General features: G+C 56.8%; 14 protein-coding genes and 1 pseudogene. 8 read left to right on the top strand and 7 right to left on the bottom strand.

The features are described 5' to 3' along the window. Nucleotides 1–80 precede the first annotated feature (80 nt). Nucleotides 81–1,541, bottom strand: a complete 1,461-nt coding sequence (purF, locus tag L3X40_RS11425; RefSeq protein ID WP_237365774.1) for an amidophosphoribosyltransferase — start codon at nt 1,539–1,541, stop codon at nt 81–83. Nucleotides 1,542–1,767: 226 nt separating this feature from the next. On the opposite strand from purF, the gene hisI reads away from it, so the two are divergent. The 4 genes from hisI to L3X40_RS11405 all read left to right on the top strand — a co-directional run bounded on the left by hisI (nt 1,768) and on the right by L3X40_RS11405 (nt 4,970). Beyond that, entirely contained in the window at nt 1,768–2,142 is a 375-nt protein-coding gene (hisI, locus tag L3X40_RS11420; RefSeq protein WP_237365773.1) for a phosphoribosyl-AMP cyclohydrolase, read from the top strand. Next, on the top strand, nt 2,132–2,662 hold the full coding sequence (locus tag L3X40_RS11415) for a hypothetical protein (protein ID WP_237365772.1): 531 nt from the start codon (nt 2,132–2,134) through the stop codon (nt 2,660–2,662). The genes hisI and L3X40_RS11415 overlap by 11 nt, the downstream gene beginning before the upstream one ends. 64 nt (nt 2,663–2,726) lie before the next feature. Beyond that, nucleotides 2,727–3,107: a MerR family transcriptional regulator gene (locus L3X40_RS11410; protein WP_237365771.1), complete on the top strand. Its 381-nt coding sequence runs from the start codon at nt 2,727–2,729 to the stop codon at nt 3,105–3,107. A 60-nt stretch (nt 3,108–3,167) separates the two neighbouring features. Continuing rightward, nucleotides 3,168–4,970 carry an acyl-CoA dehydrogenase C-terminal domain-containing protein gene (locus L3X40_RS11405; RefSeq protein ID WP_237365770.1) on the top strand — a complete coding sequence of 601 codons (1,803 nt, stop codon included), beginning with the start codon at nt 3,168–3,170 and terminating at the stop codon, nt 4,968–4,970. A 13-nt stretch (nt 4,971–4,983) separates the two neighbouring features. Here the strand turns inward: L3X40_RS11405 and L3X40_RS11400 are convergent, their stop codons facing one another. The 3 genes from L3X40_RS11400 to L3X40_RS11390 all read right to left on the bottom strand — a co-directional run bounded on the left by L3X40_RS11400 (nt 4,984) and on the right by L3X40_RS11390 (nt 8,554). Beyond that, a complete protein-coding gene (locus L3X40_RS11400; protein WP_237365769.1) occupies nt 4,984–6,228 on the bottom strand; it encodes a cell wall hydrolase in 1,245 nt (414 codons plus the stop codon). A 128-nt stretch (nt 6,229–6,356) separates the two neighbouring features. Beyond that, a complete protein-coding gene (cysK, locus tag L3X40_RS11395; RefSeq protein ID WP_237365768.1) occupies nt 6,357–7,274 on the bottom strand; it encodes a cysteine synthase A in 918 nt (305 codons plus the stop codon). Then, nucleotides 7,271–8,554, bottom strand: coding sequence for an MFS transporter (locus L3X40_RS11390; RefSeq protein ID WP_237365767.1), 1,284 nt, complete (start codon nt 8,552–8,554; stop codon nt 7,271–7,273). The genes cysK and L3X40_RS11390 overlap by 4 nt, the downstream gene beginning before the upstream one ends. 196 nt (nt 8,555–8,750) lie before the next feature. Here L3X40_RS11390 and L3X40_RS11385 point away from each other — a divergent pair, with 196 nt between their 5' ends. Further along, nucleotides 8,751–10,499: a DUF885 domain-containing protein gene (locus tag L3X40_RS11385; protein ID WP_237365766.1), complete on the top strand. Its 1,749-nt coding sequence runs from the start codon at nt 8,751–8,753 to the stop codon at nt 10,497–10,499. 31 nt (nt 10,500–10,530) lie between these two features. Here the strand turns inward: L3X40_RS11385 and L3X40_RS11380 are convergent, their stop codons facing one another. Further along, a complete protein-coding gene (locus L3X40_RS11380) occupies nt 10,531–12,801 on the bottom strand; it encodes an ATP-dependent helicase (protein WP_237365765.1) in 2,271 nt (756 codons plus the stop codon). A gap of 191 nt (nt 12,802–12,992) precedes the next feature. Here L3X40_RS11380 and L3X40_RS11375 point away from each other — a divergent pair, with 191 nt between their 5' ends. Then, a complete protein-coding gene (locus tag L3X40_RS11375) occupies nt 12,993–13,331 on the top strand; it encodes a hypothetical protein (RefSeq protein WP_237365764.1) in 339 nt (112 codons plus the stop codon). 139 nt (nt 13,332–13,470) lie between these two features. Continuing rightward, nucleotides 13,471–13,938, top strand: a complete 468-nt coding sequence (locus tag L3X40_RS11370; RefSeq protein WP_237365763.1) for a globin domain-containing protein — start codon at nt 13,471–13,473, stop codon at nt 13,936–13,938. Here the strand turns inward: L3X40_RS11370 and rsmD are convergent. Both rsmD and L3X40_RS11360 read right to left on the bottom strand, forming a co-directional pair. Continuing rightward, a complete protein-coding gene (gene rsmD / locus L3X40_RS11365) occupies nt 13,916–14,452 on the bottom strand; it encodes a 16S rRNA (guanine(966)-N(2))-methyltransferase RsmD (protein ID WP_237365762.1) in 537 nt (178 codons plus the stop codon). The genes L3X40_RS11370 and rsmD overlap by 23 nt on opposite strands. Next, nucleotides 14,449–15,291, bottom strand: coding sequence for a pseudouridine synthase (locus L3X40_RS11360; RefSeq protein ID WP_237365761.1), 843 nt, complete (start codon nt 15,289–15,291; stop codon nt 14,449–14,451). The genes rsmD and L3X40_RS11360 overlap by 4 nt, the downstream gene beginning before the upstream one ends. Before the next feature lie 145 nt (nt 15,292–15,436). Between L3X40_RS11360 and L3X40_RS11355 the strand changes: the two are divergent. After that, nucleotides 15,437–15,680: pseudogene (locus L3X40_RS11355) on the top strand (hypothetical protein); the annotation flags it as partial.

Here is a 15,680-nt window from a genome sequence, read left to right as displayed (position 1 = left end):
TGATCATGATCGGTTGCTTCTGAGCATATCAAAGGCTCAACGACTATTCAGGGCGAACGATGTGGAATGTTCAAGTTGGTTTACATGACCCGTTCAGCAAGAAGCGAGAGCTGGTCCGTGACCTGTGCCTCGTCCTGATCGGTCAGTGTCGTTGGATAATCCCCGGTGAAGCAGGCATCGCAATATTGCGGTCGTATATCCGCACGTTTCGCCTCTCCCAATGCTTTGTAGAGGCCGTCAATGGAAATGAAAGAAAGGCTATCGGCGCGAATGAAGTCACGCATCCCCTCAACATCCAGCTTATGTGCCAGCAGCTTGGCGCGTTCAGGGGTATCGACACCATAATAACAGCTATGCCGCGTCGGAGGGCTGGCGATGCGCATATGCACTTCTTTTGCGCCAGCTTCTCGCATCATCTGCACAATCTTCAGCGATGTCGTGCCACGCACGATACTGTCATCGATAAGGACAATGCGCTTGTTCGCAATCAGGGCGCGGTTGGCATTGTGCTTCAACTTGACGCCCAGATGCCGAACCTTGTCACTAGGCTGAATGAAGGTACGGCCCACATAATGCGAACGGATAATGCCCAGTTCGAACGATATCCCGGATTGTTGCGCATAACCGATGGCGGCAGGAACGCCGCTGTCGGGCACGGGGATGACATAATCCGCCTCAACCGGATTTTCGATCGCAAGCTGCGCACCGATAGCTTTACGGACTGAATAGACCGACGAACCGTCGACGATGGAATCGGGGCGCGAAAAATAGACATGTTCGAATATGCAGGGGCGCGAATGGCTTTCACTGAACGGACGCATGGATCGGACGTCCCCGCCATTGGTAACGATGACCAGTTCACCCGGATCTATACTGCGAACATAGTCCGCGCCGACGACATCCAGAGCAACGGTTTCCGAAGCAAAGATGGTGGCGTCGCCCAGCTTGCCCATGACCAGCGGTCGAATACCGAGCGGATCACGACAGGCGATCATGCCTTCGGGTGTCATGCAGATAAGGGAATAGGCGCCTTCGACCTGTTTCAGCGCATCAATGAACTTGTCGAGCAAGGTGCGATAGGTGGATGTGGCGACAAGGTGGATAATCACTTCGGTGTCAGAAGTGGACTGGAAGATGGAGCCGCGGCGGATCAGTTCACGGCGCAGTTTCATCGCATTGGAAATATTGCCATTATGGGCGACCGCAAAGCCGCCCGACGACAGTTCCGCATAAAGCGGCTGCACATTGCGCAGTGCAGTTTCGCCCGTGGTTGAATAACGGACATGGCCGCACGCAGCGCCCCCAGGCAGGCCGCGAATGATCTCATCGCGATCGAAATTGCCCGCTACATGCCCCATAGCCCGATGGGTGTGGAATTCCACCCCATCCCAACTGGTGATTCCCGCCGCTTCCTGCCCACGATGTTGCAAAGCATGGAGGCCAAGCGCGACCATGGCCGACGCTGTTTCAGCGCCACTGATCCCAAAAACCCCGCATTCTTCGCGCAGTTTGTCATCGTCGAAAGGATGTGTCGTTAGCATCTATTGCAAAACCCGTTGCCGAAGCATGAGCGGCCATGTCACCGCTTCCTGTTCGCGCATATAGAGGCAAGAAAGCGGTTTGTCGCCCTATTGTCACAAAAAAGCTGCCGGAACAGGCCCAATTTTTGCTTAATGGCTACAGAGTAGAGGTTTCCGGGTGACTCCATCGACGCAGAGGATAGCGAATATTTTGTAAATGCGGCGCTAACCCATTATAGAGCGGGGCATGACGAATATGCGCGAGAGCGGTAATGTGCTCGATCCAAAATATGACGCCAATGGCTTGGTGACGGCTGTAGTGACCGATCACATTTCCGGTGATGTCCTGATGGTGGCGCATATGAATGCACAGGCGCTTGCCTTGACCAGAGAAACGGGCATAGCGCATTTCTGGTCGCGCAGCCGGGACAGGTTGTGGAAGAAAGGCGAGACCTCCGGCCATATTCTGACCGTTGTGGAAATGCGGGTCGATTGCGATCAGGATGCCATTTGGCTGCGCGCGAACGCTGCCGGCCCCGCTTGCCATACGGGAGAGACAAGCTGCTTCTATCGCCGAGTGACAGATGGCGGGCTGGAGCGGATTGCGGACGATGCGGACTAGCATCGCTCTGCTTTTGCTTTTGGCTGCATGCAGCGATGGACAGTCGCGTTCCACACCGCCAGCCGACGACGTACCCGATCTGGAACAGGCCGCGATTGACAGCGGTGCGATAGTCGATGTGTCCAGGACCGATCCTGTCGGCCTTTTCCAGCGCCGCCACGAAGGCGGCACTGATGCGCTCTGCCTCGTGCCTGATGGCGAACGTGAATATCGTTTCGGGGCGGCGGCCTATTCGGGTGGCAAATCCCGCTGTACCGGACGGGGCCGGGCCAAGCAGGTTGGCCGCATGCTAGTACTGCGCTTCGACAAGCCTTCCCGCTGCATCATGGTTGCGCAGTACGAGGGGGACCGTATCGCCATGGCGGGTGCGGTCGATCTGGAATGCGACAAGTTATGTTCGGAGCGTGCGTCCTTTGCTGGCGTGGCCTTGCCGCGAATATCGGACAGCATACAGGCTGCGCATTCTGTGCGCGCTATTGACGGCGATCCCCTATGTACCGGAGGAAAAGCTGGAGGTTGACGCGAACGTAAACGTAAAGCAATATTACGCTATGCCACCTTCAGTTCACATTGCAGGCATAGAAATGCCTGACCTTCCGGATCGCGAAAGCCACAGTATTTCGGAATTGTCCGAAGAATTCGGCATTACCGCTCGCGCACTGCGCTTTTATGAGGATGAAGGCCTGATCGCACCCGAACGACGCGGTTTGACGCGGATTTATTCGCATCGCGACCGTGCGCGGCTAGCGTGGATATTGCGGGGCAAGCGCGTGGGCTTCAGTCTGGCCGAAATCCGTGAGATGATTGATCTATATGATCGTGATGATGGCCGCACGGAACAGCGTCGTGTCACGATTGAAAAATGTCAGGCACGTATAGACCTGCTGACCAGGCAAAAGGCAGACATCGATTCGGCCATAAAGGAACTGTCACGGTTCGTTGCTATGGATGAGGAACGAAACTGACACTTCGCTATTGGTCCATTTCGGCGCACGTTGCCCCAGAAACATAATCGGAGACAAGAGATGCCCAGCTATACCGCGCCGGTGACAGACACCAGGTTCATCCTCGATAATGTTTTGCAGCTTGAGCGTTATTCAAATCTTCCGGGTTTTGCCAGTGCATCGCCCGACATGGTCGATGCCGTATTGACGGAGGGTGGACGTTTCGTTGCGGAAGTCCTCTTTCCCCTCAACCAATCCGGCGACAGAGAAGGGTGCACAAGACACGACGATGGCAGCGTCTCAACGCCTGCCGGATTCAAGGCAGCCTATGATCAATTCGTCGCAGGCGGATGGACGACGCTATCCATGCCGGAGGAATTTGGCGGGCAGGCTATGCCGCATGTTCTGTCCACCGCGTTCGAGGAATATCTGATCAGTGCGAACATGTCTTTCGCCATGTATAATGGCCTGACGCTTGGCGCTGCATCCGCCATCATCGCAAAAGGCAGCCAGGAGCAGAAGGAAAAATATCTGCCCAAAATGATTGCTGGCACATGGGGCGGCACCATGAACCTGACAGAGCCGCATGCGGGAACGGATCTGGGTCTTATCCGGACCCGCGCTGTGCCCAACGCTGACGGCAGCTACGCCATTACCGGGGCCAAGATATTCATTTCGTCCGGCGAACATGACCTGACCGAAAACATCATTCATCTGGTGCTAGCAAAGACACCGGATGCCCCGGAAAGCAGCAAGGGTATTTCACTGTTCATCGTGCCAAAATATCTGGTGAATGATGATGGTTCGCTGGGTGAGCGGAACGCCGTATCCTGTGGCTCCATTGAAGAGAAAATGGGCATTCATGGCAATTCAACCTGTGCGATGAATTATGATGGCGCGACCGGATGGATGGTGGGTGAGGAGAATAAAGGTCTCGCCGCCATGTTCATCATGATGAACGCGGCGCGATTGGGCGTTGGTCTGCAAGGGCTGTCATTAGGTGAGGTCGCTTATCAAAATGCCGTCATCTATGCCGGTGATCGGCGGCAGGGCAGGGCGCTCACGGGTCCGGCCGATACGCAGGAAAAGGCCGATACGCTATTTGTTCATCCAGATGTTCGTCGCATGCTGATGGAAAGCAAGGCGCTGACAGAAGGACTGCGTGCCTTGTGCCTTTGGGGTGCGTTGCAAGTGGATCTTGCTCATGACGCGGGGAGTGAGGAAGATCGGCAGGCTGCTGATGATCTCATTTCCCTGTTGACCCCGGTGATCAAGGGCTATGGCACTGACAAGGGCTATGAAATCGCCACCAACGCACAACAGGTTTATGGCGGGCATGGTTACATCAAGGAATGGGGCATGGAGCAATATGTCCGCGATGCACGCATTTCGATGATCTATGAAGGCACCAACGGGGTGCAGGCGATGGATCTGGTCGGCCGCAAGCTGGCCATGAATGGCGGTCGAGCGATACAGCTTTTTTTCAAAATAGTTGCGGCCGAGGTGGCCGAAGCCAAAAAGCACGAAAAACTGGCCGTTTTTGCCGAAGCACTCGAAAAAGCCAACGCGCAGTTGCAGGCCGCTACGATGTGGCTGATGCAGAATGGTATGACGAACCCCAATAATGCCGGTGCGGCTGCCTATAGCTATATGCACATCATGGGTATCGTATCGGTGGGTCTGATGTGGCTACGTATGGCGAGCGCTGCCGTTCATATGCTTGAAGCGGGGGAGGGCAATGCCCGCTTTCTGGAAGCAAAGCTGATCACCGCGCGTTTTTTTGCCGAACGGATCATGCCTGACGCAGGCGCGCTGCGCCGCAAGATCGAGGGCGGTGCGGAGGCTTTGATGGCGCTGGAGCCGGATATGTTCGCCGTGGCCTGATCGGGAGCGAACTCTATCCTGCTCGACTGACGGCAGCCACTTTCACGGGATTACGGCTCGCCATGCATTGACTGGCCACGGTGCGCGGAAATTCCTCGCAATTCCATAGGGAGCGTTCGAAACGCGTGCCGCCATCGCGCATATAGCTATAGGCCATGGCGTCGAGCAGGCCAGGATAGACAGGAAAGCCACCGGGCGTTCGGGCCGCATCGGTCCAGCCCATGACACGGCAGCGGGGCCGCCCGCCGCACAAGGCCAGTGCCTGCGTCTGAAAGCCTTCAGGCGAGGCATTCTTGTCCAGCGCGACGATGAAGGAGGCGCCATCCGAGTCGGCGGCGACGACCTCTGCCGAGCCAAAGCGCTGGCCAACCGATACCGGGAGGATTTTGGCTATGGGGACTTGTCCGCCAGCAGAATCTGCTAAAGTGGGCTGTTCCTCTGATCCGGTCGGCAAATCTTGTGCATGGGCGGAGGAAAGGCGAGCGATGGTGGGAATGGACGGTTCTGTTCCTATGCGCGCCGAACGGAACGCCGCCGGAGTACCCCACCAGCCTTTCCACCGGAAAAACAGGTGGGTTCCGATAGCAGCCACCTTGTCCAGACTGCTGCTCCAATAGGGCACGACCCAGTCGGTATGGTAATGGGTGGCATTGCCAACTTCGGCAAACACCGATCCTGATAGTGCCGCCCGGGCAATGGTGCGGGCGCGCTGCCATGCTGCTTGCGATGGTGTACGGGTAAGCGCTCCGTCACAGGTGAAGGTGAATTGACAGCCCGACGCACGTTGGGCGCCTTCAAAAATGACTCCGCAGACAGACTTTGGAAAGGCGGGATGACGCAGGCGGTTGATGACCACTTGAGCAACCGCCTGCTGTCCCGGCGCGTCATCGCCCGCTTCATACCATTGGGCAGCGGCGAGACAGTCCGTCGCACGAGCCAGATCGGCGGCAGAACCCTTCAGTCGGAATGGCCGCGCGGCGGGATTGGGACGTGCGGAGAACGGCACGTCAGCATTGAGCAATCGCGCTTTGTCTCTGTCCACCGGCAAGGCTTGAGTCGGATCGACTGCAGGGACGGTCGGAAGGCGTAGAATATTGGAGCGCTTGGCCAACTGTGATTGATCCGTCCCGACCAGATGCCCTTGGGGTGGATGCGACGTAATGAATGCGGGAAGCAGAAAAAGCGCAAGAACGAAGAACGCCTTCAGCCAATGGCGGCGCGTTGGCGTCATGACGTCAGCAGCGGCGAAATGTGTCACAGCCTGCTATCCTGCTTTCACCCCGACCGCGCGCAGAATCGCACGCCAACGCGCTGGATAGGCACATCGAAAGCTTGTGCGCAATCCTGCTGCGGCCGGTTGTGTACCCGCCGGGATGATAGTGCCTGTTATTCCGGCAGGAAGTCCGGCACTGACAGGTAACGCTCGCCAGTGTCATAGTTGAAGCCGAGGATACGCGAACCAGCAGGCATTTCCGGCAGCTTCTGCGCAATGGCGGCCAAAGTCGCGCCGGACGAAATGCCTATCAGCATCCCTTCTTCGCGGGCGGCCTTGCGCGCCATTTCCTTGGCGTCGGCGGGATCGACCTGAATCGTGCCGTCCAGCAACCGGGTGTGCAGGTTGGAAGGGATGAAACCCGCACCAATGCCCTGGATGGAATGCGGTCCGGGCGCACCCCCGCTGATCACGGGTGAGAGAGTTGGCTCAACCGCGTATACTTTCAACGACGGCCATGCTTTTTTCAGCGCTTCGGCGCATCCGGTAATATGACCCCCCGTCCCAACGCCGGTGATCAGCGCATCAATAGGTGTTTCAGCGAAATCGGTCAGGATTTCCTGCGCCGTCGTCCGATTGTGGACATCGATGTTGGCAGGATTTTCAAACTGCTGCGGCATCCAGCTGTCAGGAGTCTGTTCTATCAGCTCCAGCGCGCGTTCAATGGCGCCTTTCATGCCCTTTTCCTTCGGCGTCAGGTCAAAACTGGCACCATAAGCAAGCATCAGACGTCGGCGTTCGATCGACATGGATTCGGGCATGACGAGGACAAGCTTGTAACCCTTCACCGCCGCGACCATGGCAAGGCCAACCCCCGTATTGCCGGACGTAGGTTCGATGATCGTACCGCCGGGTTTCAGGTCACCGGATTTTTCCGCGGCCTCTATCATCGAAAGCGCAATACGATCCTTGATCGATCCGCCGGGATTGCTGCGTTCCGACTTGATCCAGACTTCGGCGGAACCGAACAGGCGGTTGATACGGATATGTGGGGTGTCGCCAATCGTTGCGAGAATATTCGCCGCTTTCATGTCACGTTCTCCGTTGACCTTCGTTCAGACGCAATGTCGGGCGGATCGAAGGATCGTGCAAGCCTCAATTCTGGAAAAATCCGCGCCCAGGCCAACGTTATCGCAATGGCCCCGACGCCGCCCAGAACGACCGCTGCCACCGGACCGACAAGGGCCGCCAAAAAGCCGGATTCTGCTTCTCCCAGCTCATTGGAGGCGGAAATGGTAAGTTGTGATACGCTGCTTACCCGGCCGCGCATTTCATCGGGGGTATGAAGCTGGATCAGCGATTGGCGGATATAGACCGAAAACATATCCGCTGAACCCAGCACGACAAGGCAGACAAGTGACAATGGCATCCAGGTGGAGAGACCGAATGTCACGGTTGCAACGCCGAAAATAACGACTGCTCCCAGCATTTTCAGTCCCACTTCATATTTCAGGGGACGGAAGGAAAACCAGAGCGCCGTCAGGCCGGCTCCAATGGCGGGCGCAGCGGCCAGATGACCAAGGCCGGCTGAGCCAACATGCAGTATATCCCTTGCATAAATAGGCAAAAGCGCCGTCGCTCCAGCCAGAAGCACTGCAAACAGGTCAAGGGTGATGGTGGCCAGCACCAATCGATTACGGCGTACATAGGCAAGACCGTCAATCATTTGCGCTATGGGGCGGCGACTGATGTCACGTTGCGGCCGCGATACCTTCCCAATCAGAAAAAGGCACAGCAGAGCCACGCTGAACAGTCCGGCGCTGACACCATAAGCTGCGGTCGGTGCGATGGCATAGACGTATCCGCCGATCGCCGGACCGATGATCATGCCCGACTGCCAGGCGACGCTGCTAATCGCAATGGCGTTGGGCAACACCTGTCGCGGAACCAGATTGGGGGCCAGCGCCGACAGGGCGGGGCCACTGAATGCGCGGGCTACCCCCAGCAGTGCAGCGATGAAGAAAATGAGAGGCAGGCTGATCCAGCCTTCATAAGTTGCCAATGCAAGGACCGCCGCGCACAGAGCCTGTAATGCCACTGAGTAGCGGGCAATATACCGGCGATCATGATGATCGGCGACCCACCCGGTTATGGGTGTCAGCAAGAATAATGGCACGAATTGCGCCAGGCCGATAAACCCCAGTTGTGCGGCACTGGCTGATGCGCTCATAGTTTCACGCGCGATATTATAGGTTTGCCAGCCGATGACCAGCATCATGGCATATTGCGACAAAACCATGCTCAATCGACCGATCAGATAAGCACGGAAATTGGAAATGTTGACAGGATGCTGGTGTATATCACGAGGCATGCCGCTGCGTTAGCCTTTAGAGCTATTGCGCAGCAAGCATACAAAAGCTTGCCAATGAAGATAAATTTTTTGGGCGTCGCTGGAACTGGTGTAATAGGCTGATACAGTGCACTTGTGCTTTGGCGGAACGGGTAAATATGATGCGCGGCATACAAGGGGACGAGTCGTCCGTTCATCCTTTGGGAGATTGATCCACATGAAGTTGAAGCCGTTCGCTCTTTTGGCGTCCGCTGCGATTGTCTGCTTTGTTCCTGCATGTTCGAAAAGCGACCGTGAAGCCGCCGTGGTCAATGCTCAGGCTGACGCCGATCTGGGCGGTCCATCATGGCCCGAGTTCTCCAAAAACTTCCTGGAGGAGTATTTCAAGCTCAATCCAGCCTTTGCGGTCTATCAGGGACGCCATGAATATGACGGTCAGCTTCCCGACTGGAGCAGCAAGGGACTGACTGCTCAGATCGATTTCCTCAAAAATGCGATTGCCAAAGCCAAGGCGTTTGACACCAAAACGCTGACCAAAGAACAGACCTTTGAGCGCGATTACCTGATTTCCGTCGCGCAAGGACAGCTCTTCTGGTTGGAGGAAGCGGATTTTCCGCACCACAATCCAGCCTGGTATATTGGTAACGGACTGGATCCGAATGTGTACATCGCGCGGCCCTATGCCGACGAAGAAACGCGGATGAAAGCATTCATTGCGTTCGCAAGGAACATACCGCGCGCCGCGGATCAGATACGGGTCAACCTGCAAACACCATTGCCGGTAAGCTTCATCGATTATGGGAAGGCTGGTTTCTCGGGCTTGGCGACGTATTTCACCGGGGATGCGAAGGCTGCATTTGCCGGTGTGAAAGACCCCGAATTACAAAAACAATTCGATGAGGCTGCTGCTGCGGCATCAAAGTCGATGAATGCGCTGGCGGCGTGGCTGGAAAAAGGACGCAAAAATGCGACGCAGGATTTCGCCCTTGGGCCGGAACGCTTCGCCAATATGCTGAGAATGACCGAGAATGTCGATGTTCCTATCGATCAGCTGGAACAGATCGGGCGCGCGGACCTGAAGCGCAATCAGGAAGCCCTGAAGCAGGCCTGCGCAAAATATGCACCGAACCAATTGATCACGAACTGTATGCTGAAAATGAACATCGACAAGCCGGCAGAAGGGGTCGTTGAGGCTGCGCGCAGGCAACTACCCATGCTCAAGGCGTTTTTGAAGGCGAAGGACCTTGTGTCCATTCCGGGAACGGAAGAAGCTCTAGTGGAGGAATCCCCACCCTATAACCGGCAAAACAGCGCCTATATCGATATTCCGGGGCCTTATGAAAAAGGCTTGCCGTCGGTCTATTACATCTCCCCGCCTGATCCTTCATGGTCGACGGAGGTGCAGAACGCCTATATTCCTGGTGAAAAGGATTTGCTCTTCACCAGTGTGCATGAAGTCTGGCCGGGACACTTTCTCAATTTCCTCCACAGCAACCGGTCCAAATTCACGTTTGGCAAAGTGTTTGTCGGCTATGCCTTTGCAGAAGGCTGGGCGCATTACAGTGAAGAGATGATGTGGGAGGCCGGACTGGATAATGGAGATCCGGAAACCCATATCGGCCAGCTTTCCAATGCGCTGCTTCGCGACTGCCGCTTCCTGTCCGCCATTGGCATGCATGCAAAAGGGATGACCATCGAACAATCGCGGAAAATGTTCCTGACCCAATGTTATCAGGACGAAGGCAATGCGCGGCAACAGGCGGCGCGTGGCACTTATGATCCCGCTTACCTAAACTATACGATGGGCAAGCTCATGATCCGCAAATTGCGCGATGACTGGACGGCCGACAAGGGTGGCCGCAAGGCATGGAAGCAATTTCACGACGCATTCCTGAGCTATGGCGGCCCACCGATCCCGCTGGTGCGGCAACAGATGATGGGCGGAGAAGCGAAAGCGGTATTTTAGGGGCTGGGCGGATGTTGGAAGGCCGCCTCTATCATGCGATATTTACGAAACTGTCCATTACCCGTTTACGTCCCGATAACTCGAAGTCGATCTCCAACTTGTTGCCTTCGATTTCCGCGATGACGCCATAACCGAATTTACTGTGGAAAATGCGCAGGCCCACACTCATGTCGTCGCGGCCCTTGGCACCGATGGTGGATTGCCGTGCTTTGACCATGCGGGCAGGTTCGCCGACAAAACCGCCGCTTTTGGTCGCGCGTTGCCAGCCGGGGCCGCGGCTATTGCCCCGCGTGAGATTGGCGAAGGGATCGGACTGTTCCGACCAGTTTGCACGCCAGGATGATTCCCCTCCCGTCAGGCTGCTGTCCACATCCTTATATGCAGCCGGGATTTCGCCAATGAAGCGGGACGGAATGGAGCTGGTCCACTGACCATAGATTCGGCGATTGGCCGCGTGCAGGATCGTCAATTTGCGGCGCGCCCGTGTCATCGCAACATAGGCCAGGCGGCGTTCCTCTTCCAATGAGGCAAGGCCGCCTTCATCCAGCGAGCGTTGCGAGGGGAAGACGCCTTCTTCCCATCCGGCAAGGAATATCCGTTCGAATTCAAGTCCTTTGGCGGCGTGAATGGTCATGATCGTGACCTTTTCATCGCTTGCCAGCGCATCATTATCCATGACGAGACTGACATGTTCCAGGAACGCGCCCAAGGTTTCATATTCTTCCATGGCGCGGGCAAGTTCATTGAGGTTTTCGAGACGGCCCGCGCTTTCAGGAGACCGGTCGGCCTGCAACATGGCAGTATAGCCGCTTTCATCAAGGATCAGACGCGCGAGTTCGGCATGAGGCAGTGCGCTCGCCCGGTCGCGCCAGCGAGCGATGTCACTGATGAAATTGCCCAGGCTCCGGCGCGCCTGTGGGGTCAGTTCGTCTGTGTCGAGAATGCGCGCCGCGGCAAGGCTCAAGGACACGCCCTCGGCGCGAGCCAACATATGCAGTTTGCTTAGCGCCTTGTCGCCCAATCCGCGCTTGGGCACATTGACGACCCGTTCAAATGCGAGATCGTCGGCGGGTTGGTTCACAAGGCGCAAATAAGCCAAAGCATCGCGGATTTCCGCCCGCTCATAGAAACGAAATCCGCCTATGATTTTATAGGGTAAGCCAATCTGGATAAAGCGATCTTCAAACTCACGCGTCTGAAACTGCGCGCGCACCAATATCGCGGTTTCATTGAGCGATCCGCCCGAACGCTGATAATGCTCGATTTCCTCACCAACGCGGCGCGCTTCTTCCGCGCCATCCCACACGCCCAGAATTTCAACCTTCTCGCCATCGGTTTCTTCTGTCCACAGAGTCTTGCCAAGGCGGCCGCCATTCTCAGCGATCACTCCGCTGGCTGCGGCCAATATCTGGGGCGTGGAACGGTAATTCTGTTCCAGACGGACAATCTTCGCACCTGGAAAATCTGTTTCGAACCTCAGGATATTGGCGACTTCAGCTCCGCGCCAGCTATAGATGCTCTGATCATCATCGCCCACGCAGCAAATATTCTTGCGTATTTGCGCCAGCAGGCGGAGCCAGAGATACTGGCTGCTGTTGGTGTCCTGATATTCATCGACAAGGATATATTTGAAGCGCTCCTGATAGCGGGCCAGCACATCGCGGTCGCGCTTCAATATGGTCAGCATATGGAGCAGCAAATCACCAAAATCGCAGGCATTGAGCGCACGGAGCCGATCCTGATAGAGGCGATATATTTCCTGGCCGCGCCCGTTGGCGTAACTTTCGCTTTCGCCGGCATCAAGCGCTTCTGGCGTAAGACCCTTGTTCTTCCACCGGTCGATCAGGCCGCCCAATTGTCGCGCGGGAAAGCGTTTGTCATCAATGCCCACAGCCTGAATGATCTGCTTGAGAAGGCGGAGTTGGTCGTCGGTATCCAGAATCGTGAAATTGCTGTGCAGCCCTACCAGTTCGGCATGACGGCGCAGCATTTTCGCACCGATGGCGTGAAAGGTGCCAAGCCACGGCATCCCTTCCACCGCCTCGCCGATATGACGTCCGACGCGCTCCTTCATCTCTCGCGCTGCCTTATTGGTGAAGGTGACGGCGAGGATTTCAGAGGGCCAGGCCTTGCGAGTGGCGATCAGGTGCGCAAGCCGCGCCGTAAGCGCCGCCGTCTTTCCCGTGCCTGCGCCTGCCAGCACCAGCACCGGACCCTCGGTCGTCAGGACCGCCTCGCGCTGCGGGGCATTCAGTCCGCGCAGGTAAAGCGGATCGTGGGGAGAGGGGGCGGGCAAGGTCACGGGTGAACAGTTAGGGAACGGCGCAGGTCAGGGCAAGCGGTTGAATGCAGATTTTGCACAAGCGTGACCCACCTGTGGAATGGAACGCCTCGTCCCATGGGGAGAGTGATAGTGGAACTCTGATCCTCACTCCTCCATTGAACGATACAGCAGGGGCTCGCTCAAACACCCGCTCGGCAGGAGATGTCGAAATGATCAAAATATTATATACGATCGCCGTGACTCTGCTCCTTTGCGGTCCGGCCATGGCGCAGGACGTTCCCGCACAGTCGGTCCCGACGCCAGACCCTAATGCACAGGCGGTGCCTGCGCCCATTCCTCAGTCTGCCGATACGATGCAGCCCGCCACCGGAAACATGCCGGAAGATCCGAACGCACCCGAGGGAACGCAGGCTAATCCCACGGTCATTGGTGGCAATGCGGAGTCGCCACCTGCGCCGAAGGATTTTTACCCGTTGTGTTCAAAAACACTCAAAGATGGCTGCATGAATCCATCTGAGGCGCCGAAAGGCTATGGCAGATCTGGCTGATCTGTCTCAGGCGCGGCGAAACGCTCTAAGGGGCCGTCGTCGCACCGCGTTTTCGTAACGACTAAGGGAAATCCCCTATACATCTGGTTTGTTGTTATCCTTAGGGCCCTCAAAAGCCCAGCATCAACAAGGATAACGCATGACCCACCAATTGACCCCTGAGACCATTGCGATCGTCAAAGCCACTGGCCCTGCTTTACAAAAACATGGACTGGCGATCACAACCCGCATGTATGAACGGTTGTTCGTGGACGAAGATATTCGTGCTTTGTTCGATCAGGCGGCACAGGAAAACGGCGACCAGCCCAAGCGGTTAGCGGCCGCCATTTTAGGTTATGCACAGAATATCGATAAGCTGGAGGCGCTTGGCCCGGCCGTGGAACGTATGGTACAACGACATGTTGAAACCGGGGTCAAGGCGGAACATTATCCCTATGTGGCCAATGCGCTTTTGCCCGCCATTCGCGATGTGCTGGGTGAGGCAGCGACCGATGAGGTGCTGGCCGCATGGGGCGAAGCATACTGGTTTCTCGCCGAGATTCTGATCGGCAAGGAAGCTGAAATTTATCGCGTCAAGGCAGCGGCTACGCCTTCCGAAGCAGCGTAATTCGCGCCTTGCCGTGGGTACGGTCGGCGTCGATGGCAAAGCCTGCGGCTTCGACCGGTTCGCCTTTGCCGGTTTCAATACTGATCCAGGTCGCAGGGCCGACCCAGCCGAGGCGATTGAGCTTGTCGAGTGCCACCGCGCCAGCGCCTGTGCCATAGGGCGGATCCATCATGATAAGGTCCAACGGTGCAGGGGCAGGGCCGAGCGCGAGCACCGATGTTGCGCGGATATCCGGTCGGATGCCAAGTTTGGTCGCATTGGCGCGCAGCATGTCGACTGCCAACTTGTCCTGTTCGACAAAGAGGCAAGTTGCCGCCCCGCGGGAAAGCGCCTCAAGCCCCAATGCGCCTGATCCGGCAAATAAGTCGGCAACTGCAAGCCCTTCAAAGTTACCAAGCCGACTCGTCAGCATGGAAAACAGCGCCTCGCGCGTGCGGTCGGCGGTTGGGCGCGTTGTGTCACCCTTGGGCGCATCGATAATACGGCCGCGCCACTGGCCGGCAATGATCCTCATTTCAGGCTTTTCCTGAAAACAGCCAGATCGTGCTGGCGTACCTCATCCACCGCACCGGCGGGCATGTCCTCCAGGTAGAAGGGACCATAGCGGGTGCGGATCAGGCGGCTGACTTCCAGGCCCAAATGCTCAAGGACGCGGCGAACTTCGCGGTTTTTGCCCTCTGTCAGCGTCATTTCGATCCACTGATTGCGCCCGGTGCGCCGTTCCAGATTGGCGTCGATCTTGCCATAGCGGATGCCGTCAATCTCAATCCCTTCGATCAGATCTTCAAGCTGCGTCTGGCTCACGGTACCATAGGCGCGGGCACGATAACTTCGCTCGACCCCGAAGGAGGGTAGTTCCATCTGACGCTTGAGTCCGCCGTCTGTGGTTAGCAGCAGTAACCCTTCGGTGTTAAGATCGAGGCGCCCCACCGGCATGACGCGGGGCAAATCGGCGGGTAGCTTATCATAAATGGTCGGGCGACCCTTGGGATCACGTTCAGTGGTGAGCAGCCCGGCAGGCTTGTGGTAACGAAACAGGCGGGCAGGCGTGGGTTCAGCCACAAGATTGCCATCGACGGTGACGCCCTGTAACGAAGTGAGCAGGGTCGCAGGGGTATCGAGTGTTTCGCCGTTCAGCGCGATTCTGCCTTCAGCGATCATCCGCTCGATTTCCCGCCGTGAGGCAATGCCTGCACGGGCCAACAGTTTGGCGATGCGGTGTTCACCCTTGTCGGAATGGGTCTCGGTCGGGCGGACGTGCGCCACTGAACCCGGCTTGCGCGGCGGTTTCGGACGCCCCGGTGCGCCAGAACGGTAAGCCTTTCGGCCCGGCAGGTTGTTCTTCTGGGACAAAAGAAATTATTCCTTTCTTGCGCGGAATCGTGACGACATGACATGGAATAATTCGATCATGTCCTTGCCTCTTCGCGCGCGGATATGCGATGTTTCGGCAAGTGCCATTTGGGGGACCTGATGGCGCAAAGGAGAGAAGACGGCAATGCTTTTCGGACCTGACAAGCGTGTCATCAGCAAAATATTGATCGTCGAGGATGAACCCCTTATCGCGTTCGACAATGAACATTTCCTGACACATGCGGGATATGAAGTCGTCGATACGGTCGATAGCTGTGCCCATGCCGAACTGGTGATCAAGCACGCCAAGATGGCCCAGTCGGCCCGAAGCTGCGATTTTGGCCATGTTGAAGAACAAAGATTGAACATGGCGATCTACCAGGCTCGCT

The organism is Rhizorhapis sp. SPR117 (assembly GCF_021742065.1).
The sequence above is the reverse complement of the archived record's forward strand: the minus strand, read 5'-3'. Positions and strand labels throughout refer to the sequence as shown.

Excerpts from the sequence above, each read along its gene's own strand:
- cysK (WP_237365768.1), bottom strand. The coding sequence starts at position 7,274 with ATGAAAGCGGCGAATATTCTCGCAACGATTGGCGACACCCCACATATC.
- L3X40_RS11415 (WP_237365772.1), top strand. The coding sequence starts at position 2,132 with ATGCGGACTAGCATCGCTCTGCTTTTGCTTTTGGCTGCATGCAGCGAT.
- L3X40_RS11410 (WP_237365771.1), top strand. The coding sequence starts at position 2,727 with ATGCCTGACCTTCCGGATCGCGAAAGCCACAGTATTTCGGAATTGTCC.
- L3X40_RS11390 (WP_237365767.1), bottom strand. The coding sequence starts at position 8,554 with ATGCCTCGTGATATACACCAGCATCCTGTCAACATTTCCAATTTCCGT.
- L3X40_RS11375 (WP_237365764.1), top strand. The coding sequence starts at position 12,993 with ATGATCAAAATATTATATACGATCGCCGTGACTCTGCTCCTTTGCGGT.
- L3X40_RS11405 (WP_237365770.1), top strand. The coding sequence starts at position 3,168 with ATGCCCAGCTATACCGCGCCGGTGACAGACACCAGGTTCATCCTCGAT.
- L3X40_RS11385 (WP_237365766.1), top strand. The coding sequence starts at position 8,751 with ATGAAGTTGAAGCCGTTCGCTCTTTTGGCGTCCGCTGCGATTGTCTGC.
- purF (WP_237365774.1), bottom strand. The coding sequence starts at position 1,541 with ATGCTAACGACACATCCTTTCGACGATGACAAACTGCGCGAAGAATGC.
- L3X40_RS11370 (WP_237365763.1), top strand. The coding sequence starts at position 13,471 with ATGACCCACCAATTGACCCCTGAGACCATTGCGATCGTCAAAGCCACT.
- hisI (WP_237365773.1), top strand. The coding sequence starts at position 1,768 with ATGACGAATATGCGCGAGAGCGGTAATGTGCTCGATCCAAAATATGAC.
- rsmD (WP_237365762.1), bottom strand. The coding sequence starts at position 14,452 with ATGAGGATCATTGCCGGCCAGTGGCGCGGCCGTATTATCGATGCGCCC.